Here is a 25,770-nt window from a genome sequence, read left to right on the forward strand (position 1 = left end):
GTGTGGTGCGTTGAGTACGTCGACGGCGTGGGCGCCGCTCGGGTCAGCGGCCTGAGCCGCCGTCGGCGTTCGGGCCGGTGTAGTCGTCGCCGTACGCGCCCTTGGCCGGGCGGCGGCGGCGCATGGGCGGCTCGACGCCGTCCGCGAGGCGGCGGGCGGTGAGCAGGAAGCCGGTGTGGCCGATCATCCGGTGGTCCGGACGGACCGCCAGGCCCTCGACGTGCCAGTTGCGGATCATCGACTCCCACGCGGTCGGCTCGTTGAAGGAACCGATCTCACGGATGGACTCGACGGTCCGCGCGAGCTGGGTGGTGGTGGCGACGTAGCAGCACAGGATGCCGCCGGGGACCAGCGCCTTGGAGACGGCCTCCAGGCACTCCCAGGGCGCGAGCATGTCGAGGATGACGCGGTCGACATCGGTGTCGGACAGGTTGTCCTGGAGGTCGCCGACGGTGAGCTGCCAGGCGGGGTGCGGACCGCCGAAGTAGCGCTCCACGTTCTGCTGGGCGATCTCCGCGAAGTCCTCGCGGCGCTCATAGGAGTGGAGCATGCCCTGGTCGCCGATGGCGCGCAGCAGGAAGCTGCTGAGCGAGCCGGAGCCCACGCCCGCTTCCACGACGCGCGCGCCGGGGAAGATGTCGGCGAAGGCCAGGATCTGCCCCGCGTCCTTGGGGTAGACCACGGCGGCGCCGCGGGGCATGGACAGGACGTAGTCGGGGAGCAGGGGGCGCAGCGCGAGATAGGCGACGTTCCCCGTGGTGCGGACAACGCTGCCCTCGGGAGCGCCGATCAGCTCGTCGTGGGGGAAGGAACCCTTGTGGGTGTGGAAGTTCTTCCCGGCCTCGAGCGTGAACGTGTAGTGGCGGCCCTTGGGGTCGGTCAGCTGAACCTGGTCCCCGACCTTGAAGGGCCCGCGTCTGCGGGCGGCACCGGTCGGTTCGGACATGTGACCAGCCTACCGGTCCCTGCGCGGGGCGCCGACCACGTTCGGGCCGCGCTCAGGACGGGCGGGCCATCGCCTTGACGAAGGCTCGCTCGACGTCTGCCGCCGAGAGGACTCCGTAGATCTCGCCCGAATCCTCCACCACCAGGTACTCGGTCGCCGGGGTGGCACGGAGGGTGTCCAGGAGGGCCTCGCCGGCGAGCTCCGCGGAGACGCGCATGCCGTCGGTGAGGTCCTGGGCGAGGCCGCTGACGGCGACCCAGGGGCGGCGGTGCTCCGGTACGCCGACGATGGCGGCCTCGCGGACGAGGGAGAGCGGTTCGCCGTCGGCGTCGACGACGACCAGGGCGCGGGCGCCGGCTTCGTTGGCACGGCGCAGCGCCTCCGAGAGCGGGGTGCTGGTCTCGACCGGGACCGCGCGCCGGGTGAGCGAGCGGGCACGCAGCTCGGGCAGGTGTTCGCGCAGACGGGCCATGCGCAGGCTGTTGCCGGCGCCGGTCCAGATGATCGCGGCGAGGATCGCGGCGAGCAGGGCGTCGGTGACGGTGTCCATGCCGCCGATGTTGTCCTGGCTGGCGCCGAGCGCTCCGGACTGGGTGAGCAGGGGCAGCCCGATCAGTACGGAGACGGCGAGGGCGCGGCCGACCCAGGCGGCGGCGATCGTGCCGCTCATCGGCCTGCCGGTGATCTTCCAGACGACGGCGCGGAGCATGCGGCCGCCGTCCAGGGGCAGGCCGGGGAGCAGGTTGAAGGCGGCCACGATCAGGTTGGAGATCATCAGGCCGGCCAGCAGCACGCCGGGGACCGTGCCGGGCTCGACGGCCAGCATGGCGAGGTAGAAGAGGCCCGAGAGGACGAGGGAGAGCAGTGGTCCGACGAAGGACAGCACGAACTCACGGCCCGGGGTCTCGGCTTCCTTCTCGATCTCCGAGACGCCGCCGAAGAACTGCAGCTGGATCCGGCGCACCGGCAGTTTGAAGCGCAGGGCGGCGACCGTGTGGGCCAGCTCGTGGACGAGCACGGAGGCGTAGAAGGCGACCGCGAAGAAGAGGGACACGAGGTAGCGCAGGGCGCCGAGTTCGGGCAGCACGCGGTCGAGCTGGCCGCCGAACACCCAGGTGATCAGCGCGGCCACGAGGAACCAGCTGGGCGCCACGTACACGGGCACGCCGAACGGCCGCCCCATCAGCAGCCCGCCACCGGGCTCCCGGCCGCGTCGCGGGGGCTGCGTCTTGCCGGTACCGGTGCCGGTTCCGGAGTGGGCGAGGGTTCGGGGGTATTCGGGGTCGGGGTGCGGGTGGGCTCCGGCGGAGGGGTCGCGGTGCGCGTCCTGGGCGGACGGCTCGGTTCCGGGCTCGCCCGTGGGCTTGCTGCCGGTCTCGTCCGAAGAACCGTGGAGTGCGTCGGCCTCGTCCTCGGCCCCGCTCGAAGGGTCGCTGTGCGTCGCGGTCCCGCGTGCGGAGTCGGTGGGGTCGTGGGGTCGGTCGGGGGACGGGGCGGCCTCGGAGGTGCCCGGGGCCGTGGGTGGTGTCGGCCCGGTGGGGTGCTCGGGGCGCTCCGGTCCGGGGCGCGTGGCATCCGCGGCCGGGGCCGAGGGGGCCCGCTGCTCCCCGTGGCGCTCGGTCGCTTCGTCGGTGCCGGACTGCGGCTGCCCGCTCCCGCCGCTCTCGTCCACGATGTCCCCTCGTTCGAAGCGTCTCCCGCTCCCGATCATGCGAAGCAGGAGGGTCTGGGTCGATGGTATGCGTCCGTCGCGACGCGTTCCGCCCCGGCACCCCCTCTGTTTTCCGCTCCGTCGCACAAGCGCGCACAAGCCCCGACCGTGCACTCACTGTCAGTGGCGGGCCGTAAGGTCTGTGGACATGGAAACCAGCACCGGGGGCGCCGTGCCGCCCGAGCCGACCGAAGCCGTCACGGCCGAAGCCGCCGTGGCCGAGGCCGCCGTGGCCGAAGCGACGGACGCGCCGGCGGTTCCCGCGGCCCGCCCGGCCCTGCCGCCGAGCTCGCTGTCGCCCTCACGGGCGAGCGACTTCATGCAGTGCCCGTTGCTCTACCGGTTCCGGGTGATCGACAGACTCCCCGAGAAGCCGAGCGAGGCGGCCACCCGCGGCACGCTGGTCCACGCGGTGCTGGAGCGCCTTTTCGACGCCCCGGCGGCGGAGCGCACGGCTCCGCGCGCCAAGTCACTCATTCCGGGGCAGTGGGACCGGCTGCGCGAGACGCGGCCGGAGGTCGTGGAGCTGTTCGCCGACGATCCCGAGGGCGAGCGGTTGACGCGCTGGCTCGGCGAGGCCGAGCAGCTGGTGGAGCGCTGGTTCAGTCTTGAGGACCCGACGCGGCTGGAGCCCGCCGAGCGTGAGCTGTCCGTCGAGGCCCGACTCGACTCCGGGCTGAAGCTGCGCGGCATCATCGACCGCGTCGACGTGGCCCCGACGGGCGAGGTCCGGATCGTCGACTACAAGACGGGCAAGGCGCCGCGGCCGGAGTACGCCGAGGGTGCGCTGTTCCAGATGAAGTTCTACGCCCTGGTGGTGTGGCGGCTGAAGCAGGTGGTCCCGCGCCGGCTCCAGCTCGTCTACCTCGGCAGCGGCGACGTGGTGACGTACGACCCGATGATCGAGGACCTGGAGCGGGTCGAGCGCAAACTGCTCGCCTTGTGGGAGGCGATCCGGCAGGCTACCGAGACGGGCGACTGGCGACCGAGGCCCACCAAGCTCTGCGGCTGGTGCGACCACCAAGCGGTATGTCCGGAATTCGGTGGTACTCCCCCGCCCTACCCGCTGCCGGTCAGGGCGCCGGATTCCGCCGTCACCGAGCAGGGCAGAATGGGGCGGGACTAGGGCCTGTCCGGCACGTTTTTCAGCTCCGGCCTGGTCCGCCGGACAGACCCAAGGAGACTTGCGTGGCCATCCGCGTCCTACTGGTCGACGACCAGCCGCTGCTGCGTACCGGCTTCCGGATGATTCTGGAGGCGGAGCAGGACCTCGCGGTCGTCGGCGAGGCCGGGGACGGTCTGCAGGCACTGGATCAGGTACGTGCGCTGCAGCCCGATGTGGTTCTGATGGACATCCGTATGCCGAGGATGGACGGGGTGGAGGCGACCCGGCAGATCACCGGGCCGGGTCGGGACGGACCGGCCAAGGTGCTGGTCCTGACGACCTTCGACCTCGACGAGTACGTGGTGGAGGCGCTGCGCGCCGGGGCCAGCGGCTTCCTCCTCAAGGACGCGCCGGCCAATGAGCTGGTGCAGGCGATCCGGGTGGTCGCCGCGGGCGAGGCGATGCTCGCGCCGAGCATCACCCGTCGGCTTCTCGACAAGTACGCGGGTCATCTGCCGTCCGGCGACGAGCCGGTGCCCGACACGCTGCACACCCTGACCGAGCGGGAGGTCGAGGTCCTGAAGCTGGTGGCGCGCGGCCTGTCGAACGCGGAGATCGCCGCCGACCTGTTCGTCAGCGAGACCACCGTCAAGACGCATGTGGGCCACGTGCTCACCAAGTTGGGGCTGCGCGACCGGGTGCAGGCCGCGGTGTACGCGTACGAGAGCGGGTTGGTGCGCCCGGGCGCACAGCAGTAACCCCCGAACGCCGTCCACTCCCCCAGGAGCACGACCGGGGGTCCCAGGAGCACGACCGAGGGCGCCCCCTTCCACGAAGAGGGCGCCCTCGGCGTCGGTACCGGCGGTGGTGGAGTCAGTCCTTGCTGATCTCCCAGAAGCGGAACACCGTCGAGGCGTCGAGGCAGTTCTCGAGGCCGTAGACGTTGTCCCGCACGATCGCGTACTGCTTGGCCTGCCAGATCGGGAGGACCGGGAGGTCCTCGGCCACGATGTCCTGGATCTTGCCGTACTCGATGTCGGTCGAGGAGCGGTCGCTCTGGGCGGCCGTCTTCGGGATGAGCCGCCCGGTGATCGTGCTGTTCGTGTAGTGGTTGCTCAGCACGTTGCCCTTGCCGAAGAAGGGGGCCGTGAAGTTGTCGGGGTCCGGGTAGTCGGGCACCCAGCCCTTCACGTACACGCCGTACTTGCCCTTGGCGATGTCCTTCTCGTACTGGTCGTACGCGACGGACTTCACGGTCGCGTCGAACAGTCCGCTGGCGTTGAGCTGCTGGGCGATCGCCCTGAACTCCTGGTCGGTGGCGGGGCCGTAGCGCGAGGGGGTCGACCAGAGCGTGAGCCTGACCTTGCCGGTGATGCCCTCGGCCCGGAGCGCGGCGGCGGCCTTCGTCCTCGAGGGGCGGGCTCCGTAGCGGTCGAAGAAGGCCGTGTTGTGGCCGGTGACACCGGCCGGGACGATCGAGTACAGCGGCGTCGCGGTGTCCTCGTAGACCTTGTTGACCAGGGCCTCGCGGTCGAGCAGATAGGCGATGGCCTTGCGCACGCCGAGTTTGCCGGCAACCGGGTCGTCCATGTTGAAGACCATGTGCTGGACCTCGGCGCTGGTGCCCTCGACGACGTTGACGCCCCTGCCGGTGGAGGTGTCGTTGCTGATGTCCGCGATGTCGTCGGCGGCGAGACCTCGGTAGGCGATGTCGACCTGGTGGTTCAGCAGCGCCTTCTTCAGGGCGGTCTGGTCGCCGTGGAAGAACTTCAGCGTGATGCCGGAGTTCTTCGCCTTGGCGGTGCCCTGGTAGCTGTCGTTGACCGAGAAGACGGCCTGGTCCTTGCCGAAGGAGTCCAGCTTGTACGGGCCCGAGCCGACCGCCTGGTTGTCCCTGCGCAGCCCGTTGTCCGCGTACTGCTGGTGGTCCACGATCGAGCCGGCGCCGGAGGCGATCTTGCTGGGGAAGGTGGCGTCGGCGTACTTCAGCCGGAAGACGACGGTCTTCGCGTCCGGGGTCTGGACCGTGTCGAGCATGGGGAACATGACGGCCGGACCGGAGGCGTCGTCGATCTTCAGAATGCGGTCGAAGGAGAACTTGACGTCCTCGGAGGTGAGGGCGTCACCGTTGCTGAACTTCAGGCCGTCCTGGAGCGTGCACTTGTAGACCTTGGTCGTGGCGTCGGAGAACGCGCACTCCTTGGCCGCCTCGGGAACCGGCTCCGTACCGCCGTTGGGGAAGCTCAGCAACGACTGGAAGACGTTGTTGAACAACAGCCAGGATCCCGGGTCGTAGCCGGAAGCCGGGTCGATGGCCAGGACGTCGTCGGACATCCCCATCACCAGGGAGGAGCCGGTGCTGCCGGTGTCGCCCGTCTGCGAGCCGCAGCCGGCGAGCAGACCGGCGGCCAGCCCCGTCGCGACGGACAGGACTGGCCACTGGTTGCGCATGTTCACGAGGAGGTGCCTTGTCATTGTTTCTCTGGTACGCCGCATGGAGCGGGCGCCGGGTCGTGCGGTCGGGCGCCGGGCCCACGGGACCCGGCGCCCTGAGAAGGACCGGTCAGCCGCCCACGCCGCGGCCGAGCTCCCACAGCTGGAGCGTGGAGGAGGAGTTGAGCGCCCACTCGGTGCCCGTGATGTCGTCCCGCGCGGCGATGTACTGCTTGCCCTGCCACAGCGGCAGGAGCGGCACGTCGTCGGCCACCTTGTCCTGGATCTCGGTGAGGCTCTTCGACGCGGTGAGACGGTCGGCCTCGCGGCGGGACTCCGGGATCAGCGTGCCGCGGATCGTCGAGTTCACGTACGGGGAGCCGAGGGTGTTGTCCTTGTCGAGGAACGGCGCCAGGTAGTTGTCGGCGTCCGGGAAGTCGGGGAACCATCCCATGCCGTAGACCTGGTACTCGTTCTTCTTCTCGGCCGGGCGGAACGTCGTCCAGGGCTCGCCCTTGATCTCGACACTGAACAGGCCGCTGGAGTTGAGCTGCTGCTTCAGCACCTCGAACTCCTTCGCGGTGGCCGAGCCGTAGTGGTCGGTCGTGTAGTGCAGGGTGAGCTTCACCGGGGTGGTGATGCTGGCCTTGTTCAGCGTCGAGGTGGCCTTGGAGACGCTCGGGTCGCCGTACTTGTTGAAGAACGAGTTGGAGTGACCCGTGATGGTGGCCGGGACCATCGAGAACAGCGGCTCGGCCTGGGATCCGTACACCTTGGAGACGAGCTCGCCGCGGTTGATGACCTCGGCCATGGCCTGGCGGACGGCCTTGCTCTTCACCGACGGGTCGTTGGTGTTGAAGCCGAGGTAGCGGATCTCGAGGCCGGGCATCTCGACCAGGTCGATCTTGCCGGTCGCACCGGCGGCGCCGAGCTTGGTGATCTGCTCCGGCGTCATCGCGCGGGTCATGAGGTCGATGTCGCCCTTGTTGAGCGCGTCGCCCATGGCGTCGGCGCTCTCGAAGGAGCGCATCTCGACCTTGTCGTTCTTCGGCTTCAACAGACCCTTGTAGTTCGGGTTCTTGCTGAAGGTGATCTTGACGGCCTCGTCGTTCTTGACGTCGGCCTGGAGGGTGTACGGGCCGGAGCCGTCGACGGTGAAGCCGTCGCGCAGCTTGCCCTTCTCGTAGTCCTTCGGGTTCACGATGCCGGCGACCGGGGTCGACAGCTTGAACGGGAAGGTGGCGTCCGCGGTCTTCAGGTGGAAGATCACCTGGCGGTCGCCCTGCGTCTCCACGGTGTCGACGGTGGACAGCAGCGCGAACACACCGCTGTCGGCCTTGAGCGACATCGCGCGGTCGATCGAGAACTTCACGTCCTTGGCGGTGATCGGGTCACCGCTCGCGAACTTCAGTCCGTCGCGCAGCGTGCAGGCGTAGCGCTCGTTGCCGGAGTCGGTGAATCCGCAGCTCTCGGCGGCCTCGGGCTGGGGGTCGCCGTCACCGCGCGGCTGGACCATCAGCGTCTGCACGGTCTGGCGCAGGATGTTCCAGGTGCCGACGTCGTACGCGTACGCCGGGTCGAGAGGAGCCGGGGCATCCTTCGATGCGGTGAACCGGTCCGTGGTGCCCACGACGATCGCGTCGCCGCCGCTTCCCCCGCTGTCGGAACCGCCACACGCGGCGAGCACCGGGGCGAGCAAGCCGACAACGGCCGGCAGCACCAAAGTCTTGCGGTTCATGCTCGAGTTTCTCCAGAGCTGTCGTGTCCGTGTACCCGCCATGCAGGGGTGGTGCGGGCGAGTCACCGGGGTTATGGCGAGGTTCTCGCGACGACATTAGTCCGCACCACCAGGACGGCCCGCAGAGACCGGAGTTGAGTTCCCATCACGCTGCGAAACCGGGCGTGGACGCACCGATAACCCGACAGCGGAAGGATTAGTGCAGCGTTCCACCAATCGGGACACAAGGGCACGCCGACCACCCCCGAAAGGGGGGTTACTGCACATGACAGGCCGAATGTCGACCCCCCGTCAGGTGACGAACCTCACACTGTCAACTCGGTGGGAGAGTACCGGAATTCGGCCATCCGGCCCCGGAATCAATTTCCCGCGCCAGGTCCGGGGCCCTTACCTGCGGATACGCAGGGGTTATCGGCACATTCGGTTATGCACGCTGGGTGAACGCCTAGCGCATTTCCGTCATCAGACCACGGAGAAAGGGCAGGTCGACGTCTTCCAGGGAGGTCACGACCGTGCGCCGGACGGCGGGGGCGATCGGTGCGACGGAGGGGACGGCGACCACGTGGCAGCCCGCGGCCTCTGCGGCGGCGACACCCGTGGCGGTGTCCTCGATGACGGCGCACCGGGCCGGTTCGGCGCCGAGTCCGGACGCCGCCAGCAGATACGGGTCGGGAAAGGGCTTGGTCCGCTCCACCTCGTCGCCCGCGACGGTCAGCGCGAAGTACTGGGGGCCCAGGGAGGCCAGAACACGGTCGATGATGCGCCGGTGCGAGGCGGAGACCAGGGCGGTGGGGATCTCGTGCGCGGCGAGCTCCGCGAGGAGTCTGGCCGCCCCCGGCATCAGCGGCAGCGCCCGGTCGATACGGTCCTCGAAACCGTCGTTGAGCAGCACCGTGAGCTCGGCGAGCGTGATGTCGGCCCCGGTGGCCTCGATCAGGAAGCCCGCGCTGCGGGTCATGGGTCCGCCGACCACCACATGGCGCCAGGAGTCGTCGAGGGTGTGCCCGAGCGTCCGGAAGATCTCGACCTCGACATCCCACCAGAACCCCTCGGTGTCCACCAGGGTGCCGTCCATGTCCAGGAGCACGGCCTGCAGCGCTGAGCCTTCGGCCGTACGGGTACCGAGCGCGGGAACCGTAGTGGTCATCCTGGCGCACCTCCTTGAGGGACGAGAAGGCCGGTTCCCTCAGGGGGAACCGGCCTGCTGTGGACCGTCCAGTGTACGACGGCGTCAGGTGAAACGCCTGTTGGTTATGAGGGCCCTCCGACGCGCCTCGCGCCGGGTCACCTCGCGTTGAAGTACTTCGCCTCCGGGTGGTGGATCACGATCGCGTCCGTGGACTGCTCGGGGTGCAGCTGGAACTCCTCCGAGAGGTGGACGCCGATGCGCTCGGGCTCCAGGAGTCGGGCGATCTTGGCGCGGTCCTCCAGGTCGGGGCAGGCGCCGTAGCCGAGGGAGAAACGGGCACCGCGGTACTTGAGGTCGAACATGTCCTCGATGGCCGAGGGGTCCTCACCGGCGAAGCCGAGCTCGGAGCGGACGCGGGCGTGCCAGTACTCGGCGAGGGCCTCGGCCAGCTGCACGGACAGGCCGTGCAGTTCGAGGTAGTCGCGGTAGGAGTTCGCCTCGAAGAGCTTGGCCGTCTCCTCGCCGATGCGGGAGCCGACCGTGACGACCTGGAGGCCGACGACGTCCCGCTCACCGGACTCCTCGGGCCGGAAAAAGTCGGCCAGGCACAGCCGCCGTCCGCGGCGCTGGCGCGGGAAGGTGAAGCGGGTGCGCTCGTTGCCCTGTTCGTCCAGGATGATCAGGTCGTCGTCCTTGGACACACAGGGGAAGTAGCCGTAGACGACGGCCGCTTCGAGCAGGTTGTCGGTCTGGAGCTTGTCCAGCAGTCCGCGCAGCCGGGGCCGGCCCTCGGTCTCGACGAGTTCCTCGTACGTCGGTCCGTCGCCCGCACGGGCCTGCTTCAGGCCCCACTGGCCCTTGAAGAGCGCGCCCTCGTCCAGCCAGGAGGCGTACTCCTTGAGCTGGATGCCCTTGATGACACGGGTGCCCCAGAAGGGCGGGGTGGGCACCGGGTTGTCGACGGCGACGTCCGAGCGGACGTGGCCCTCCTCCGGGCGCTCCTCGACGACCGTCGGGGCGGTGGCCCGCACCCGGCGCTGCTTGAGCTCCGGCAGCACGGCGCCCGGCACGCCCCGCTTGACCCCGATGAGCGCGTCCATCAGGCGCAGACCCTCGAACGCGTCCCGGGCGTAGCGGACTTCGCCCTCGTAGATCTCGTACAGGTCCTGCTCGACGTACGCCCGCGTCAGGGCGGCGCCGCCGAGGATGACCGGGTACTCGGCGGACAGACCGCGCTGGTTGAGCTCCTCCAGGTTCTCCTTCATGATCACCGTGGACTTGACCAGCAGGCCCGACATGCCGATGACGTCGGCCCGGTGTTCCTCGGCCGCGTCCAGGATCGCGGAGACCGGTTGCTTGATGCCGAGGTTGACGACGTTGTAGCCGTTGTTGGACAGGATGATGTCGACGAGGTTCTTGCCGATGTCGTGCACGTCGCCGCGCACGGTCGCCAGCACGATGGTGCCCTTGCCCTCGGCGTCCGACTTCTCCATGTGCGGTTCGAGGTAGGCGACCGCGGACTTCATGACCTCGGCGGACTGGAGCACGAACGGCAACTGCATCTGGCCGGAGCCGAACAGCTCGCCGACCACCTTCATGCCGTCGAGCAGCGTCTCGTTGACGATGTCGAGGGCGGGGCGGGTCTGGAGGGCCTCGGCGAGGTCGGCCTCGAGGCCGTTCTTCTCGCCGTCGATGATGCGCCGCTTGAGTCGCTCGTCCAGGGGCAGCGCGGCCAGTTCCTCGGCCTTGCCCGCCTTCAGCGACTTGGTGGTGGCGCCCTCGAACAGCGCCATCAGCTTCTGGAGGGGGTCGTAGCCCTCGGCGCGGCGGTCGTGGATCAGGTCCAGGGCTGTCTGGACCTCTTCCTCGGTGAAGCGGGCGATCGGCAGGATCTTCGACGCGTGCACGATCGCCGAGTCCAGGCCCGCCTTGACGCACTCGTCGAGGAAGACCGAGTTGAGCAGGATACGGGCGGCCGGGTTGAGACCGAAGGAGATGTTCGACAGGCCCAGCGTGGTCTGCACGTCGGGGCGGCGGCGCTTGAGCTCGCGGATCGCCTCGATGGTGGCGATGCCGTCCTTGCGGGACTCCTCCTGGCCGGTGCAGATGGTGAAGGTCAGGGCGTCGATGAGGATGTCCGACTCGTGGATGCCCCAGTTCGTCGTCAGGTCCTCGATGAGCCGTTCGGCGATGGCGATCTTGGTCTCGACGGTACGGGCCTGGCCCTCCTCGTCGATGGTCAGCGCGATCAGCGCGGCGCCGTGCTCCTGCGCCAGCCGGGTGACCTTGGTGAAGCGGGACTCGGGGCCGTCGCCGTCCTCGTAGTTGACGGAGTTGATGACGGCCCGGCCGCCGAGCTTCTCCAGGCCGGCGCGCAGGACGTCGACCTCGGTGGAGTCCAGGACGATGGGCAGCGTGGAGGCGGTGGCGAAGCGTCCGGCGAGCTCCCGCATGTCCGCGACGCCGTCCCGGCCGACGTAGTCGACGCACAGGTCGAGCATGTGGGCGCCCTCGCGGATCTGGTCGCGGGCCATCTCCACGCAGTCGTCCCAGCGGGCCTCCAGCATGGCCTCGCGGAACTTCTTCGAGCCGTTGGCGTTGGTGCGCTCGCCGATCGCCATGTACGCGGTGTCCTGGCGGAACGGGACGGTCTGGTAGAGGGAGGCGGCGCCCGGCTCCGGCTGGGGGCGCCGCTGCGCCGGTGCCATCCCGCGCACGCGCTCGACGACCTGGCGCAGGTGCTCGGGGGTGCTGCCGCAGCAGCCGCCGACCAGGGACAGGCCGTACTGCTGGACGAAGGTCTCCTGCGCGTCCGCCATCTCGGGCGGGGTCAGCGGGAAGTAGGCCCCGTCCTTGGTGAGGATGGGCAGCCCGGCGTTCGGCATGCACAGCAGCGGGATGCGGGAGTGGCGGGCGAGGTAGCGCAGGTGCTCGCTCATCTCGGCGGGGCCGGTGGAGCAGTTCAGGCCGATCATGTCGATGCCCAGCGGCTCCAGCGCGGTCAGCGCGGCGCCGATCTCCGAGCCCAGCAGCATCGTGCCGGTCGTCTCGAAGGCGAGGGAGACCAGCAGCGGCAGGTCGGCCCCGAGCGCGTCCAGGGCCCGGCGGGCGCCGAGGATGGACGACTTGGTCTGGAGGAGGTCCTGGGTGGTCTCGACGATCAGGGCGTCCGCGCCGCCGGCGATCAGGCCCTCGGCGTTCGCCTGGAAGCCGTCGCGCAGCGCGTGGAAGCCGATGTGGCCGAGGGTCGGCAGCTTCGTACCGGGGCCGATGGAGCCCAGCACCCACCGCTGGCGGCCGTCGCGGCCGGCGAACTCGTCGGCCACCTCGCGGGCGATGCGGGCGCCCGCCTCGGACAGCTCGTGCACGCGGTCGGAGATCTCGTACTCGGCCATGGCCGAGTGGTTGGCGCCGAAGGTGTTCGTCTCCACGCAGTCCACGCCCACCTCGAAGTAGGCCTCGTGGACGGAACGGACGATGTCGGGGCGCGTGATGTTCAGAATCTCGTTGCAGCCCTCGAGGTTCTCGAAGTCCTCCAGCGTCGGATCCTGCGCCTGCAGCATCGTGCCCATAGCGCCGTCGGCGACCACGACGCGCTCGGCGAGCGCCTCGCGGAGGGCTGCGATGCGAGTCCGGTTCTCGGCAAGCTCGGACGAAAGGGACGGGTTCGGCAACGAAGCCATGAAGGTGCTCCCTGAAGTGCGACGGCTGTCGGCTTTGCGCTTCCCATGGAAGGCGCACGCCGTCAGGGTAGCCCGAGCACCGTCACAGGGTCAGGGGCCGTCCACGGGGCGGACGGGCGTGGCGGGTGCGTCCGGGGTGTTAAGACAGACCGAACATGTTGCGACGACCCATTAGCGGGAGCTCGGCAACGAACGGTAGTGTTCGACATTGCCGAACGGCGGTAGCGGAGGCGCCGCTGTCGGTCGAAGGGGACGGAGGCAGCACGGCGATGGCACGGAACATCCAGTCGCTCGAACGGGCGGCGGCGATGCTGCGGCTCCTCGCGGGCGGCGAGCGGCAGCTCGGCCTGTCCGACATCGCCTCCTCGCTGGGCCTGGCCAAGGGCACGGCCCACGGCATACTGCGCACCCTCCAGCAGGAGGGCTTCGTCGAACAGGACAGCGTCTCGGGGCGCTACCAGCTGGGCGCCGAGCTGCTGCGGCTCGGCACCACCTATCTCGACGTGCACGAGCTGCGCGCGCGGGCGCTGGTGTGGACCGACGACCTGGCCCGCTCCAGCGGCGAGAGCGTCTACCTGGGCGTGCTGCACCAACATGGCGTACTGATCGTGCACCATGTGTTCCGGCCCGACGACAGCCGTCAGGTGCTGGAGGTCGGTGCCATGCAGCCGCTGCACTCCACGGCCCTGGGCAAGGTCCTGTCGGCCTACGACCCGGTGGCGCACAGCGAGGTCCTGGAGGCCGAGCGGAAGACGTTCACACCTCGCACGACGGTCGAACCGGAGCAGTTCGAGGGGGTCCTCGACCTGACCCGCGCGCGGGGGTACGCCGACGACGTCGAGGAGACATGGACGGGCGTCGCCTCGGTCGCGGCACCCATCCACAACCGGCGGCGCATGCCGGTGGGCGCGGTGGGCATCGCGGGAGCCGTGGAGCGGATCTGCCGGGACGGCGAGGTGCGCCCCGAGCTGATCGCGGCGGTGCGGGACTGCGCCCGCGCGGTCTCCCGGGACCTGGGAGCCGGGCGGTTCTGACGCCCCGAACGACGAGCTGAACCCCGTACGACAACAGGCCGGTACGTGTCCTACGTACCGGCCTGTTTGGCATGCCCGCGTCGACTATCCGGGCCTCTCAAGATCGATAACTCACGGCGATCAATAACGATCGTGTTTTCGATAACGGAACTCTTGACGAGCTGGTAACCCCAGGGCAAGACTCCCGTCCATCGGTCGGCATTGTCGAACACCTACCGGCAATACGCGTTAGAGTGTGACAGTGCCATGGGCCGGCATCGCCCTCACCCCCGAGGGCGCGAACCACCGGAGGGACCCGGGGTTCGCCTTCCCCTGGACGAAGGACAAAGGAGTCGCGGGTGTCCAGCTCCGACATCTTCATCGGCGAGACCATAGGTACCGCCATACTCATCCTGCTCGGCGGTGGCGTCTGTGCCGCCGTCACGCTGAAGGCCTCCAAGGCCAGAAACGCCGGCTGGCTCGCCATCGCCTTCGGGTGGGGCTTCGCGGTCCTCACGGCGGTCTACACCTCCGCGCCGCTGTCCGGCGCACACCTGAACCCGGCCGTGACGCTGGCGCTGACCATCAAGGACGGCGGCTGGAACAACCTGCCGGTGTACTGGGGCGGCCAGCTGCTCGGCGCGATGATCGGCGCCACGCTGGTCTGGGTCGTGTACTACGGACAGTTCCACGCGCACCTGACCGACCCCGGCATCGTGGGGGCTTCGGACGCGCAGGCCGCTGGTTCCAAGGCCGTCGAAGCCGAGGAGAAGGGCGCGGGTCCCGTACTCGGTATCTTCTCCACCGGCCCGGAGATCCGCAACGCGGTGCAGAACCTCGCCACGGAGATCATCGCGACCGTCGTGCTGGTGCTCGCGGTCCTCACGCAGGGTCTCAACGACAAGGGCAACGGCCTCGGCCCCCTGGGCGCCCTGATCACCGCGCTGGTGGTCGTCTCCATCGGCCTCTCCCTCGGTGGACCCACCGGCTACGCGATCAACCCGGCCCGTGACCTCGGCCCGCGCATCGTGCACGCGCTGCTCCCCCTGCCGAACAAGGGCGGCTCCGACTGGAGCTACGCCTGGGTTCCGGTCGTCGGTCCGCTGATCGGCGGCGCGATCGCTGCAGGCCTTTACAACGTCGCCTTTGCTTAAAGACCCGAGGCCTTCGGGCCTCGGGCCCTCCTTGAACCGCAAGGTTTTCCGAGCCGTAAGCAATACGCCGTCAGGCCGTGAGCAGTACACCGTGAGCCAGCCCTTTTCATACGGAACCTTCAGGAGCACACCGTGACCGACGCACACACCGCCGGCCCCTTCATCGCCGCGATCGACCAGGGCACCACGTCCAGCCGCTGCATCGTCTTCGACCGCGACGGACGCATCGTCTCCGTCGACCAGAAGGAGCACGAGCAGATCTTCCCGAAGCCGGGCTGGGTCGAGCACAACGCCGCCGAGATCTGGACCAACGTCCAGGAGGTCGTGGCCGGGGCCATCGAGAAGGCGGGCATCACCCGCGACGACATCAAGGCCATCGGCATCACCAACCAGCGCGAGACCACCGTGCTGTGGGACAAGAACACCGGTGAGCCCGTCCACAACGCCATCGTCTGGCAGGACACCCGCACCGACGCGCTCTGCAAGGAGCTCGGCCGCAATGTCGGCCAGGACCGCTTCCGCCGCGAGACCGGTCTGCCGCTCGCGTCCTACTTCGCCGGTCCCAAGGCCCGCTGGCTGCTCGACAACGTCGAGGGCCTGCGCGAGCGCGCCGAGGCCGGGGACATCCTCTTCGGCACCATGGACACCTGGGTCATCTGGAACCTGACGGGCGGTGCGAACGGCGGTCACCACGTCACCGACGTCACCAACGCCTCCCGCACCATGCTGATGAACCTGCACACCCTGGCCTGGGACGACAAGATCGCCGAGTCCATCGGCGTGCCGCTGGCCATGCTCCCGGAGATCCGCTCCTCCGCCGAGGTGTACGGCGAGGTGACCGGCGGCCGGCTCGGCGAGCTGCTCGGCGGCATCCCGGTCGCCTCCGCGCTCGGCGACCAGCAGGCGGCCCTGTTCGGCCAGACCTGCTTCTCCGAGGGCGAGGCCAAGTCCACGTACGGCACCGGCACGTTCATGCTGATGAACACCGGTGACAAGATCATCAACTCGTACTCGGGCCTGCTCACCACGGTCGGCTACCGCATCGGCGACCAGGCTCCGGTCTACGCCCTCGAGGGCTCGATCGCCGTCACCGGTTCGCTGGTGCAGTGGATGCGCGACCAGATGGGCCTGATCAAGTCCGCCGCCGAGATCGAGACCCTCGCGTCCTCGGTCGAGGACAACGGCGGTGCCTACTTCGTGCCGGCCTTCTCCGGTCTGTTCGCCCCGTACTGGCGCTCCGACGCCCGCGGCGTGATCGCCGGTCTGACCCGGTACGTCACCAAGGCGCACATCGCGCGCGCCGTCCTGGAGGCCACCGCCTGGCAGACCCGTGAGATCACCGACGCCATGACGAAGGACTCCGGCGTCGAGCTCACGGCCCTCAAGGTCGACGGCGGCATGACCTCCAACAACCTGCTGATGCAGACCCTGGCCGACGTCCTGGACGCCCCCGTGGTGCGCCCGATGGTCGCCGAGACCACCTGCCTCGGCGCTGCCTACGCCGCCGGTCTCGCCGTCGGCTTCTGGACCAACACCGAGGACCTGCGCGCCAACTGGCGCCGGGCCGCGGAATGGACCCCCAACATGGACGCGGAGATCCGCGACCGTGAGTACAAGAGCTGGCTCAAGGCCGTGGAGCGGACCATGGGCTGGATCGAAGACGAGAACTGACAAGGAGTAACACCCCGCAATGACCAGTCAGTCCACCCTGCAGTCCGTGCCTGCCCTCGGTACGCGCCCGGCTTCCGGCTCCAACCCGAGCCGCGCCGAGACCCGGGAGCAGCTCTCCAAGGCGACGTACGACCTTCTCGTGATCGGCGGTGGCATCCTGGGCATCTCCACCGCCTGGCACGCCGCGCAGTCCGGTCTGCGGGTGGCTCTGGTCGACGCCGGCGACTTCGCCGGCGCCACCTCCTCCGCCTCCTCCAAGCTGCTCCACGGCGGTCTGCGCTACCTGCAGACCGGCGCGGTGAAGCTGGTGGCGGAGAACCACTTCGAGCGCCGTGCGGTCTCCCGTCAGGTGGCCCCCCACCTGGCGAACCCGCTCACGTTCTACCTCCCCGTGTACAAGGGCGGGCCGCACGGCGCGGCGAAGCTCGGGGCGGGCGTCTTCGCCTACTCCGCGCTGTCGGCGTTCGGTGACGGCGTCGGCCACCTGCTCTCGCCGGCCAAGGCGCAGCAGGACGTGCCGGAGCTGCGCACCGAGAACCTCAAGGCCGTGGCCGTGTACGGCGACGACCAGATGAACGACGCGCGCATGGCGCTGATGACGGTCCGCGCGGCCGTCGAGGCGGGCGCGGTCGTGCTCAACCACGCGGAGGTGACCGGCCTGCGCTTCACCAAGGGCCGGGTCACGGGCGCGGACCTCAAGGACGGTACGAACGGCGCGGAGTTCGGCGTCAACGCGCACCTCGTCCTCAACGCCACCGGTCCCTGGGTCGACCACCTGCGCAAGATGGAGGACCCGAACGCGGCGCCGTCCATCCGCCTGTCCAAGGGCGCGCACCTGGTCCTCAAGCGCACCTCCCCCTGGAAGGCCGCGCTCGCCACCCCGATCGACAAGTACCGCATCACCTTCGCCCTCCCCTGGGAGGACATGCTGCTGCTCGGTACGACCGACGAGGAGTACGACGGCGACCCGGCGGACGTCGCGGTCAACGAGAAGGACATAGCCCAGATCCTGGACGAGGCCGCGTTCTCCATCCGCGACCAGCAGCTCTCCCGTGATCTGATCACGTACTCCTTCGCCGGTCTGCGGGTGCTGCCCGGTGGCCCCGGCGACACCTCGAAGGCCAAGCGCGAGACGGTCGTCACGGAGGGCCGTGGCGGGATGCTGTCCGTCGCGGGCGGCAAGTGGACCACCTTCCGGCACATCGGCCGTACGGTCATGAAGAAGCTGGAGTCGCTGCCGGGGCGCCCGCTGGGCGAGGACTTCGAGCCGATCTCCGAGCTGCCGAAGAAGATGCCGCTGCCGGGTGTCGCCAACCCGCGCGCGGTCGCCCACCGGCTGCTCGTCGACGGCCCGGCGCCCGGCCCCCGTATGGGCGCCGACACCGCCAAGCACCTGGCGACGCACTACGGTTCGCTGGCCTTCGACATCGCGCGCCTGGCCAACGAGAACCCGGAGCTCGGCGAGCGCGTCCACCCGGACGCCCCGGAGATCTGGGCGCAGGTCGTGTGGGCCCGCGACCACGAGTGGGCCGAGACGACGGACGACGTGCTGCGCCGCCGTACGACGCTGACGATCCGCGGGCTCGCCACGGACGAGGTCCGCGGCAAGGTGCAGGACCTGCTCGACAAGAAGTGACCAAGAAGTGATCAGATCCTGAGCGGAGGATCCGATCGGCTTGAGGGGCGGCTCCCACGGGGGGAGCCGCCCTTCTGCGTGCGCCGCCGGGCCGCGGACGCTCCACCGGAGTGGCACCTCCGGGGCCCGGCTGTGGATCCCGGTCGACGTCACCGCGTCGGCCGACGGCCCGTCAGCGCAGGAGTGCCTCGACGTCCTCGGGTGACGTCAACTCCGCGCGGCGCACGATCAGTTCACGCCCGAGGAGAAGCGCGCGCCGGGAGGCGGGCACCGGGTCCTGCAGGGTGGTGAGGTCGGTGAGGTGGGCGAAGCCGATGATCCGGCGGACGATCTCCGCGCCGGCGAAGCCCAGGGACTCCGTCCAGACGCGGTCCAGGAAGCGGTCGAGGAAGGCGTCGTCGAAGAAGGTGTCGACGCGGGTCGGCCACAGGCGGCGGAACTCCGTCCTGAACGCGTCCCAGGAGAGCCGGAGTTGGTCGCCGTGGTCGCCCCCGACGCCGAGCGCGTCCGCGCGGGCCGCGGAGACGAGCGTGTTCGCCCAGTACAGGCCGAGGTCGAAGCCGATCGGGCCGACGAAGGAGAACTCGGGGTCGAAGACCCGGACCACCGGGGCGCCCTCGCGGGTGCCGACCATGATGCTGCCGGTGTGCAGGTCGCCGTGGAGCAGGGCCTGTGCGCCGGTCATGAAGAGGTGGCGCAGTTCGGCCACCTCGGTGCGCAGCCGCGGGTCGGAGCGGAAGGCGGCGGCGAGGTCGTCGAGGCCGGGGTGCCAGTGGTTGTGCTCGTGCTCGAGGTAGGGCTCGCTGAGCACGACGTCCTCGGTGATCTTGCACAGCTCGGGGCTGACGGAGGCCGCGATCAGCGCCTTGCGTTCGGCGGAGGGCATACCGAAGTCGCTGGTGGCGAAGGAGAGCTGGGCGACGAACTCGCCGATACGGCGGGATGTGTCCGGGCCGTAGGTGCCGCCCTCGTTGAGGATCGTGCGCAGCACCTCCAGGTCGGACATGTCCTCCATGACGAGGGCGTAGTTGTCGGAGTCGTAGCCGTGGATCGCCGGGATCTTGTCCGGGGCGACCTTGGCGACCTGCTCGTAGGCGCGGGCCTCGGCGTCGGCGCGCTCGGGGCTCATCGGCCAGGAGGGACCCGCGACCCGCACCCAGGGCAGGGCCTGCTTGACGGCGAGGCCCCGGGTGCCGTCGATGGCGGTGACGAGGAAGACGCGGTTCATGTTGCCGTCGGAGACCTCGCGGACCTCCGGCTCGTCGGTGCCCCAGTGGCCGCGCTCGCGCAGATAGCCGGCGACGTCCTCGGTCTCCAGGATGCGGTAGCCCATCGACTCGTAACTCCCTTATGCGGTGCGGCGCTTGGACAGGGTGAAGCTGAAGACCAGGGCGAGTATGAGGACCGCGCCCTCGACGACGTCCTGCGTGTAGTACGGCAGTCCCTCGATGGTCAGACCCGTGGTGATGATCCCGATCAGGACGGCGCCCAGGGCCGTGCCCCAGACGTTGGGGCGGCCCCGGCCGAGGACGGAGGTGCCGACGAGGGCGACGGCGACGGCTTCGAGCAGCTGGGAGGTACCGGCGGAGACATCGCCCTGGCCGATGCGGGAGGCCAGGATCAGGCCGCCGATGGAGGCGAGGACGCCGGAGAGGACGTAGGCGAGCGCCCGGTAGGCGCCGACGCGGATGCCGGCCAGTCGTGAGGCCTCGGGGTTGGCGCCGATCGCGTAGAGCACGCGCCCCCAGCGGGTGCGGGCCAGGAACACCCAGGCGAGGACGGTCAGCGCGCCGAAGATCAGGACCGAGACGGGTATGCCGAGGAAGGTGCCGCGGTCGATGCGCAGGAAGCCCTCGGTGAACCTGCCGGGCGCGGTGGTGCCGTCGGACCGGGTCATACCGGGGGTGATGGACTGGCCGTCGACCAGGATGAGTTTGGTGCCCTGGATCACGAACATGGTGCCGAGCGTGGCGAGCATGTCGGGGATCTTGAGGACGACGATCAGCAGGGCGTTCAGCAACCCGGCCAGTGCGCCCGCCGCGACGACCGCGAGGATCGCGACCGTGCCGACCTGGTTGTAGGTGACCATCGTCTTCGCGGCGACCGTGACGCCGAGGCCGGCGACGGCGCCGACGGACATGTCCATTCCGCCGACGGCCATGGTGAGCGTGACGCCGAGGCCGAGGATGGCGGCGACGGAGACGTACCGGAGGGTGTCGAGGAGCGTCGCCGAGTCGCGGAAGGACGGCTCGCTGATCGCGAAGTACGCGAAGAGCGTGACGGTGACGAAGATAAAGCCGTACTTGATGACGGCGTTCTGGATCCGGTGGCCGACGGCGGGTGCGGACGGGGCCGCCGTCGGCACGGAGGTGCTCTGGGTGCTGGTCATGGCGTACTTCCTGGTGTGCCGGGCATCAGACGGACGCCGAGATGGTCTGGATCACGCGGTCGCGCTCCGCGTCTTCCCCGTACGCGTCGAGGCGGATCTCGCCCGCGGCCAGCACGACGACCCGGTCGGCGATCTCGAGGATCTCGTCGACGTCGGCCGACAGGACGAGGACGGCTGCCCCTTCGGCGGCCAGGGCGCGGGCGCGGCGGCCGATGTCGCGGCGGGCGCCGATGTCCACTCCGCGGAACGGCTCGTCCAGGATGAGGACGCGGGGGTTCTCGGCGAGCCAGCGGCCGACGACGACCTTCTGCTGGTTGCCGCCCGACAGCTCCTCGACGGTGCTGTGTTCGTCCCGGGCGACGACACCGAGCTGCTCGATGGTGGCGCGGCCGAGCGCGTCCTCCTTGGAGCGGCTCACGAGTCCCACGGTGGAGAGCGACCTGAGGAACGGCAGGGAGATGTTCTGGGCCACCGACCAGCCGGGGACCAGCGCGTCCGTGTGCCGGTCCTCCGGGACCAGGTGGATGCCGCCGCGGATGGCGTCGGCCGGGCGGCGCGGCTCGTAGGGTTTCCCGTCCAGCTCGACGGCTCCCCCGGTGAAGGGTTCGGCGCCGAAGAGGCCGCGGGCCAGTTCGGTCTTGCCCGCGCCCAGCAGCCCGACGACGCCGGTGACTTCGCCGGTGCGCAGGTCGAGGTCCTGCGGCGGGTGGCCCGCCAGGAACGGGACGCCGCGCAGGGAGAGGACGACCTCGCCGTGTTCGCCTGTGTGCCGCGGCCGGGCGGTGGTCGTCTCCTGGGCCTGGGCGAGCATGGCGCGCAGGGCGCTGTCCCAGTCGAAGGGCTTGACCTGGTCCTCGGTGAGACGGCCGTCCCGCAGGACGACCAGGCGGTCGGCGAGCGCGTCGATCTCGCCGAGGCGGTGAGAGACGTAGAGCACCGCGATGCCCTCCGACCGCATCCGCTCGACGAGCGCGAACAGGCGCTCCGCCTCGGCGGCGGAGAGTGCGGAGGTCGGCTCGTCGAGGACGAGGAGGCGCGGGCGGGTCGCGAGGGCGCGCGCCAGGATCAGCAACTGGCGGTCGGAGATGCCGAGTTCGGTGACGTCCCGCCGCAGCACGGCGTCGCTCCAGCCGAGGTCGAGGGCCGACTGGATCTCACGGGCCCGGGCCAGCAGCCGGCGTCCGTTGAGGAACGGGTTGCCGCGCGTCTGGGCCAGCTCCTCGAAGACCAGGTTCTCGGCGACCGAGAGGCCGGGAACGATGCCCTCGCCGATGCGCTGGTGCACCGTCTGGATGCCCAACTGGCGGGCGGCGAGCGGGGAGTGGAGCGCGGCGGGCACGCCGTTCACGCTCACCTGGCCGCCGTGGTCCGTGTGCACGCCGGAGAGGATCTTGATGAGCGTGGACTTGCCGGCGCCGTTCGCGCCGAGCAGCGCGACAACGCTGCCCGGCGCGATGTCGAGGGAGACGGAGGCGAGCACCGTCTTGCCTCCGAAGGCCATGCTGACGTCGCGGAGGGCGACCGCCGCGCTCTCCACCGGAGCGTCAGTGGGCGACATTGGGAATCCAGTCCGCGGTGCTGACCTTGGAGAGGTTCAGCGCGGGCAGCGCCGTGCGCAGCTGGTCCATGTTCGCGATCTTGTTCTGCTTCAGGAAGTCCTGGGTGATGGCGACGGCCGGGAACTCGACCGAGGTGGTGTTCAGCTGACCGGCCAGTTCCAGGGCGGCCGTACGGACCACCGCGGCGCCGACCGCGGACGGGTCGGTGCCCGCCGTGGCGACCCACGGGCTGTCCTTGGCGGTCATGTTCTGGATGTCGGCGTTGGAGACGTCCGCGCCGAAGACCTTCACCTTGCCCTGGAGCTTCTTGTTCTGGACAGCGAGGACGGTGCCCTTGGCGAGCTCGTCGTAGGGGGCGAAGACGCCGGTCACGTCGGAGTTCTGGGTGAGCGCGGCGGACACCAGGGGAACGTTGTCAGTGGCCGTGGAGTCGGTGACCTTGCCGACCTTGAACGCCTGCTTCCAGCCATTGGCGTCGGCGGTCTTCTTCCAGACACTGTCGCGCTTGTCGAGGGCGGCGTACCCGGCGACGTTGACGTAACCGACCTTGGCGTTCTTGCCGAGGTCCTTCGCCATGACGTCGAGCACGGCCTGCGCCATGCTCGCGTCGTCCTGCTTGGTGCTGACGACGCTCTTGTTGGTGGTCTCGACGTCGTAGACGACGACCTTGATGCCCTTCTTCACCGCCTGGTCGATCTCGGGCTGGATCGTGGCCGGGAAGCCGTGGTCGACGACGATGGCCTGCGCGCCGGAGTTGATGGCCGAGGACAGGTCGGTGGCCTGCTTGGCGTTGTCGGCCTGGGCGTCGTACACGGTCAGGTCGATGCCGAGGGCCTTGGCCTGCGCCTTGGCGCCGTTGCCCCACTGCTCGAAGTAGTCGCCGGCGCCGCTCTGCCGGACCAGGGCCACCTTCACGTCGCCCTTGCTGAACGGCGCGGGCTTCTTGCCCGTCGCGGCGGCGGCCGAGGCGGCCCGGTCGCCTGTGCTCTGCGAGGCGTTGGAGGACTGGGAGCAGCCCGCGAGGAAGAGCGCGGAGACGGAGGCGAGCGACAGTGCGGCGAGGGGGACGCGGGTGCGGGCGGTACGGGACATGACGGCTCCAGGGCTGGGAAAGCAGAAATGAGCGGGGCGAAGAGGGAGTGCCGGTCCGGAGCGCCGGGGAGGACACATGCCGGGGCGGCATACGTCTCGTACACGGCGGGCGCCTCGGGTTCACGGGGAACGCACCGAGGGCGGGGCGTGGTTGAGCGCTCCGGGGGGAGGTCAGCGACAGCGGGCTGTGGTCGACCGGAGCAAGTCCACGTACAGCCGCCGCACGAGCAGCAGCGTCTTCATAGGCAGATCATGTGAACGTTTCCAGCCAGCCGTCAAAGTATTGGACGTCGTTTCTCAGCATGTGGAACAACCACTTGATCACACTCGGCCGATCACCGGGCGGGAGTTACCATCGCCGGACGACGTTGGACAGTGAGGCTTCCGATGACGACACCCTGCGCGACAGCGACACACCGCTGCACCGGCGCGACATGTCGCGGCTGACCACCGGCTCTCCCGCCTCCTGCACGCCGCCCTCCTCATCTCTGAGCCGGGCACCCTTTCTGAGCCGGGCACCGATGCCAGTCTCGGTATCCGGACATCCCATCCACCCCTTGGAGTTTCTCCCATGACCCTGCTGACGACGTGGCCCGAGTCCGGACCCGAGACGCTGGTGCGCCGTACCTCCGACCCGGCCGAGATCGCCGCCGCGCTCGCGCCGATCGGTGTGCGCTACGAGCAGTGGCCGGTCCGCGAGGACGTGCCCGCGGACGCGGACAGCGACACGGTGTTCGCCGCGTACGGTGCCGAGATCGAGAAGCTGAACGCGGAGGAGGGCTTCACGACGGTCGACGTCCTCGGGCTGCACCCGAGCGACGACCCCGAGTACCCGGTCAAGGCGAAGGCCGCGCGCGCGAAGTTCCTCCAGGAGCACACGCACGACGACGATGACGAGGTGCGTTTCTTCGTCTCCGGGTCCGGGATCTTCTACCTCCACGTCGGCGGCGAGGTGCACGCCGTGCTGTGCGAGAAGGGCGACCTGCTGGGCGTGCCGCGCGGTACGACGCACTGGTTCGACATGGGTACGTCGCCGTCGTTCACCGCGATCCGGTTCTTCCACGAGGAGGACGGCTGGGTCGGGAACTTCACCGGTGACCGGATCGCGGACCGCTTCCCGGACTTCGACACGATCGACGCGGGGTACCAGCGGGACCGGGCCACGGCGTGACGCTCCGGTTCGACGTGGACGCCGTGGTGCTCGACATCGAGGGCACCACGAGCGCCACGGGGTTCGTCGTGGACGTGCTGTACCCGTACTCCCGCTCTCGATTCGGAGCACTGCTCTCGGAGCGGAGCGGTGATCCGGCGGTGGCGCGGGCGACCGCGCAGGTGCGGGAGCTGATCGCGGAGCCCGACGCGGACGCCGCCCGCGTCGAGAAGGCCCTGAACGGCTGGCTCGACGAGGATCGCAAGGCCACCCCGCTCAAGACGCTCCAGGGCATCATCTGGTCCGAGGGCTTCGCGCGCGGCGACCTCGTCTCGCACTTCTACGAGGACGTCGTCCCGGCGCTGCGCGCCTGGCACGCGGCGGGCGTACGGCTGCACGTGTACTCGTCGGGGTCCGTGGCGGCGCAGCGGGCGTGGTTCCGGTCCAGCCCCGAGGGCGATCTGCTGCCGCTCGTCGAGGGGTTGTACGACACGGAGAACGCGGGGCCCAAGCAGGAACCGGCGTCGTACGAGACGATCGCGGCGGCGCTGGGCACCGCGCCCGACCGGCTGCTCTTCCTCTCCGACCGGCCGGGCGAGCTGGACGCGGCGCGGGCGGCCGGATGGCGGACCGTGGGGGTACGCCGCCCCGGGGAGCCGTACTACGAGCAGGGCGTCGGCGATCACCCGCAGGCGGGGACGTTCGACGAGATCACCATCGCGAGGAGCACCACATGACCGCCGAGACACCGGCCCTCGACCTCAAGGAGGCGGGCGCGGTCCTGGCTGCCGAGTCGGCCCGCTTCGCCTCCTTCGGCTGGATGCGCGGCACGTCCGGCAACCTGTCCGTCGTCCTGAGCCGGGACCCACTGCGGCTCGCCGTCACCGCGAGCGGGCACGACAAGGGCGAACTCACGCCCGACGACGTGGTGCTGGTGGACGGTTCGGGTGCGGCGGTCGCGGGCGGGAAGCCGTCGGCGGAGGCCGAGCTGCACGCGCGCGTGGCCGCGCTCACGGGTGCGGGGGCCGTCGTCCACGTCCACACGGTCGCGTCCGTGGCCATGGGGCGCCGGGAGCCCGGGGGCATCGTGTTCCGGGACCTGGAGATGCTCAAGGGCGTCGGCCTGCCCGCCCACGACGTCGAGGTCACCCTCCCCGTCATCGCCAACAGCCAGGACATGAAGGTCCTGGGCGACCGCCTGGAAGCGGCCCGCGACCCCCGCATGCCGGCGGTCGTCGTGGCAGGCCACGGGCTGTACGTCTGGGGCACGGACCCACGCCGGGCCCGCCATCACACCGAAGTGGTGGAGTGGCTGCTGGAGTTGGAGCTGACGAGCCGCTGAGTCATCGCGGCGGGTGGAC

The 25,770-nt window shown here is 69.8% G+C and carries 19 protein-coding genes; 9 read left to right on the forward strand and 10 right to left on the reverse strand.

Going from position 1 to position 25,770, the window contains the following annotated elements; genetic code table 11:
• Positions 1 to 43: 43 nt before the first annotated feature.
• Together OG798_RS14635 and OG798_RS14640 are read right to left on the reverse strand one after the other, a co-directional pair.
• A complete protein-coding gene (locus OG798_RS14635; protein WP_095855576.1) occupies positions 44 to 946 on the reverse strand; it encodes a tRNA (adenine-N1)-methyltransferase in 903 nt (300 codons plus the stop codon).
• 52 nt (positions 947 to 998) lie between these two features.
• Positions 999 to 2,618 carry a site-2 protease family protein gene (locus OG798_RS14640; RefSeq protein ID WP_267061348.1) on the reverse strand — a complete coding sequence of 540 codons (1,620 nt, stop codon included), beginning with the start codon at positions 2,616 to 2,618 and terminating at the stop codon, positions 999 to 1,001.
• Positions 2,619 to 2,805: 187 nt separating this feature from the next.
• Here OG798_RS14640 and OG798_RS14645 point away from each other — a divergent pair, with 187 nt between their 5' ends.
• Entirely contained in the window at positions 2,806 to 3,783 is a 978-nt protein-coding gene (locus tag OG798_RS14645; RefSeq protein WP_095855575.1) for a RecB family exonuclease, read from the forward strand.
• A gap of 62 nt (positions 3,784 to 3,845) precedes the next feature.
• Positions 3,846 to 4,520: a response regulator gene (locus tag OG798_RS14650; protein ID WP_121416646.1), complete on the forward strand. Its 675-nt coding sequence runs from the start codon at positions 3,846 to 3,848 to the stop codon at positions 4,518 to 4,520.
• A gap of 115 nt (positions 4,521 to 4,635) precedes the next feature.
• Here the strand turns inward: OG798_RS14650 and OG798_RS14655 are convergent, their stop codons facing one another.
• The 4 genes from OG798_RS14655 to metH form a co-directional block, all read right to left on the reverse strand.
• Entirely contained in the window at positions 4,636 to 6,219 is a 1,584-nt protein-coding gene (locus OG798_RS14655; protein ID WP_121416645.1) for an ABC transporter substrate-binding protein, read from the reverse strand.
• A gap of 106 nt (positions 6,220 to 6,325) precedes the next feature.
• A complete protein-coding gene (locus OG798_RS14660; protein ID WP_095855573.1) occupies positions 6,326 to 7,933 on the reverse strand; it encodes an ABC transporter substrate-binding protein in 1,608 nt (535 codons plus the stop codon).
• A gap of 445 nt (positions 7,934 to 8,378) precedes the next feature.
• Positions 8,379 to 9,080, reverse strand: a complete 702-nt coding sequence (locus OG798_RS14665; RefSeq protein ID WP_267061351.1) for an HAD family hydrolase — start codon at positions 9,078 to 9,080, stop codon at positions 8,379 to 8,381.
• Positions 9,081 to 9,217: 137 nt separating this feature from the next.
• Positions 9,218 to 12,745 carry a methionine synthase gene (metH, locus tag OG798_RS14670; RefSeq protein ID WP_328757179.1) on the reverse strand — a complete coding sequence of 1,176 codons (3,528 nt, stop codon included), beginning with the start codon at positions 12,743 to 12,745 and terminating at the stop codon, positions 9,218 to 9,220.
• Between the two features lie 269 nt (positions 12,746 to 13,014).
• Between metH and OG798_RS14675 the strand changes: the two genes are divergently transcribed.
• From OG798_RS14675 to OG798_RS14690, 4 genes are all read left to right on the forward strand, one after another.
• Positions 13,015 to 13,779 (forward strand): IclR family transcriptional regulator, encoded by a 765-nt coding sequence (locus OG798_RS14675; protein ID WP_095855571.1) that lies wholly within the window; start codon positions 13,015 to 13,017, stop codon positions 13,777 to 13,779.
• A gap of 338 nt (positions 13,780 to 14,117) precedes the next feature.
• Positions 14,118 to 14,912, forward strand: a complete 795-nt coding sequence (locus tag OG798_RS14680; RefSeq protein WP_328757180.1) for an MIP/aquaporin family protein — start codon at positions 14,118 to 14,120, stop codon at positions 14,910 to 14,912.
• Between the two features lie 132 nt (positions 14,913 to 15,044).
• On the forward strand, positions 15,045 to 16,583 hold the full coding sequence (glpK, locus tag OG798_RS14685) for a glycerol kinase GlpK (RefSeq protein WP_095855569.1): 1,539 nt from the start codon (positions 15,045 to 15,047) through the stop codon (positions 16,581 to 16,583).
• A gap of 19 nt (positions 16,584 to 16,602) precedes the next feature.
• Complete coding sequence (locus OG798_RS14690) at positions 16,603 to 18,219, forward strand: glycerol-3-phosphate dehydrogenase/oxidase (protein ID WP_267061352.1); 1,617 nt, start codon at positions 16,603 to 16,605, stop codon at positions 18,217 to 18,219.
• A 172-nt stretch (positions 18,220 to 18,391) separates the two neighbouring features.
• On the opposite strand, the gene mtnK is transcribed toward OG798_RS14690, so the two are convergent.
• From mtnK to OG798_RS14710, 4 genes are read right to left on the reverse strand one after another with little or no spacing between them, the layout of a single operon-like run.
• Positions 18,392 to 19,552 (reverse strand): S-methyl-5-thioribose kinase, encoded by a 1,161-nt coding sequence (gene mtnK, locus OG798_RS14695; RefSeq protein WP_121416643.1) that lies wholly within the window; start codon positions 19,550 to 19,552, stop codon positions 18,392 to 18,394.
• Positions 19,553 to 19,567: 15 nt separating this feature from the next.
• Positions 19,568 to 20,608, reverse strand: coding sequence for an ABC transporter permease (locus tag OG798_RS14700; protein ID WP_095855566.1), 1,041 nt, complete (start codon positions 20,606 to 20,608; stop codon positions 19,568 to 19,570).
• Between the two features lie 25 nt (positions 20,609 to 20,633).
• Positions 20,634 to 22,166: a sugar ABC transporter ATP-binding protein gene (locus OG798_RS14705; RefSeq protein ID WP_095855565.1), complete on the reverse strand. Its 1,533-nt coding sequence runs from the start codon at positions 22,164 to 22,166 to the stop codon at positions 20,634 to 20,636.
• Entirely contained in the window at positions 22,153 to 23,259 is a 1,107-nt protein-coding gene (locus OG798_RS14710; RefSeq protein WP_097226369.1) for a substrate-binding domain-containing protein, read from the reverse strand. Before OG798_RS14710 ends, OG798_RS14705 begins: the two co-directional genes overlap by 14 nt.
• 571 nt (positions 23,260 to 23,830) lie before the next feature.
• Here OG798_RS14710 and OG798_RS14715 point away from each other — a divergent pair.
• Genes OG798_RS14715 through mtnB form a run of 3 tightly spaced genes read left to right on the forward strand, consistent with a single transcriptional unit; the run spans position 23,831 to position 25,751 of the window.
• Positions 23,831 to 24,430: a 1,2-dihydroxy-3-keto-5-methylthiopentene dioxygenase gene (locus OG798_RS14715; protein WP_054231145.1), complete on the forward strand. Its 600-nt coding sequence runs from the start codon at positions 23,831 to 23,833 to the stop codon at positions 24,428 to 24,430.
• Positions 24,427 to 25,146, forward strand: coding sequence for an acireductone synthase (gene mtnC, locus OG798_RS14720; RefSeq protein ID WP_097226367.1), 720 nt, complete (start codon positions 24,427 to 24,429; stop codon positions 25,144 to 25,146). The genes OG798_RS14715 and mtnC overlap by 4 nt, the downstream gene beginning before the upstream one ends.
• Positions 25,143 to 25,751 (forward strand): methylthioribulose 1-phosphate dehydratase, encoded by a 609-nt coding sequence (gene mtnB / locus OG798_RS14725; protein WP_097226366.1) that lies wholly within the window; start codon positions 25,143 to 25,145, stop codon positions 25,749 to 25,751. The genes mtnC and mtnB overlap by 4 nt, the downstream gene beginning before the upstream one ends.
• The last annotated feature ends 19 nt before the right edge of the window (positions 25,752 to 25,770 follow it).

This window comes from Streptomyces sp. NBC_00271 (assembly GCF_036178845.1).
In the GTDB taxonomy this organism is placed as follows: domain Bacteria; phylum Actinomycetota; class Actinomycetes; order Streptomycetales; family Streptomycetaceae; genus Streptomyces.

Excerpts from the sequence above, each read along its gene's own strand:
- OG798_RS14635 (WP_095855576.1), bottom strand. The coding sequence starts at position 946 with ATGTCCGAACCGACCGGTGCCGCCCGCAGACGCGGGCCCTTCAAGGTC.
- OG798_RS14645 (WP_095855575.1), top strand. The coding sequence starts at position 2,806 with ATGGAAACCAGCACCGGGGGCGCCGTGCCGCCCGAGCCGACCGAAGCC.
- OG798_RS14660 (WP_095855573.1), bottom strand. The coding sequence starts at position 7,933 with ATGAACCGCAAGACTTTGGTGCTGCCGGCCGTTGTCGGCTTGCTCGCC.
- OG798_RS14665 (WP_267061351.1), bottom strand. The coding sequence starts at position 9,080 with ATGACCACTACGGTTCCCGCGCTCGGTACCCGTACGGCCGAAGGCTCA.
- metH (WP_328757179.1), bottom strand. The coding sequence starts at position 12,745 with ATGGCTTCGTTGCCGAACCCGTCCCTTTCGTCCGAGCTTGCCGAGAAC.
- OG798_RS14675 (WP_095855571.1), top strand. The coding sequence starts at position 13,015 with ATGGCACGGAACATCCAGTCGCTCGAACGGGCGGCGGCGATGCTGCGG.
- OG798_RS14690 (WP_267061352.1), top strand. The coding sequence starts at position 16,603 with ATGACCAGTCAGTCCACCCTGCAGTCCGTGCCTGCCCTCGGTACGCGC.
- mtnK (WP_121416643.1), bottom strand. The coding sequence starts at position 19,552 with ATGGGCTACCGCATCCTGGAGACCGAGGACGTCGCCGGCTATCTGCGC.
- OG798_RS14700 (WP_095855566.1), bottom strand. The coding sequence starts at position 20,608 with ATGACCAGCACCCAGAGCACCTCCGTGCCGACGGCGGCCCCGTCCGCA.
- OG798_RS14705 (WP_095855565.1), bottom strand. The coding sequence starts at position 22,166 with ATGTCGCCCACTGACGCTCCGGTGGAGAGCGCGGCGGTCGCCCTCCGC.
- OG798_RS14710 (WP_097226369.1), bottom strand. The coding sequence starts at position 23,259 with ATGTCCCGTACCGCCCGCACCCGCGTCCCCCTCGCCGCACTGTCGCTC.
- OG798_RS14715 (WP_054231145.1), top strand. The coding sequence starts at position 23,831 with ATGACCCTGCTGACGACGTGGCCCGAGTCCGGACCCGAGACGCTGGTG.
- mtnB (WP_097226366.1), top strand. The coding sequence starts at position 25,143 with ATGACCGCCGAGACACCGGCCCTCGACCTCAAGGAGGCGGGCGCGGTC.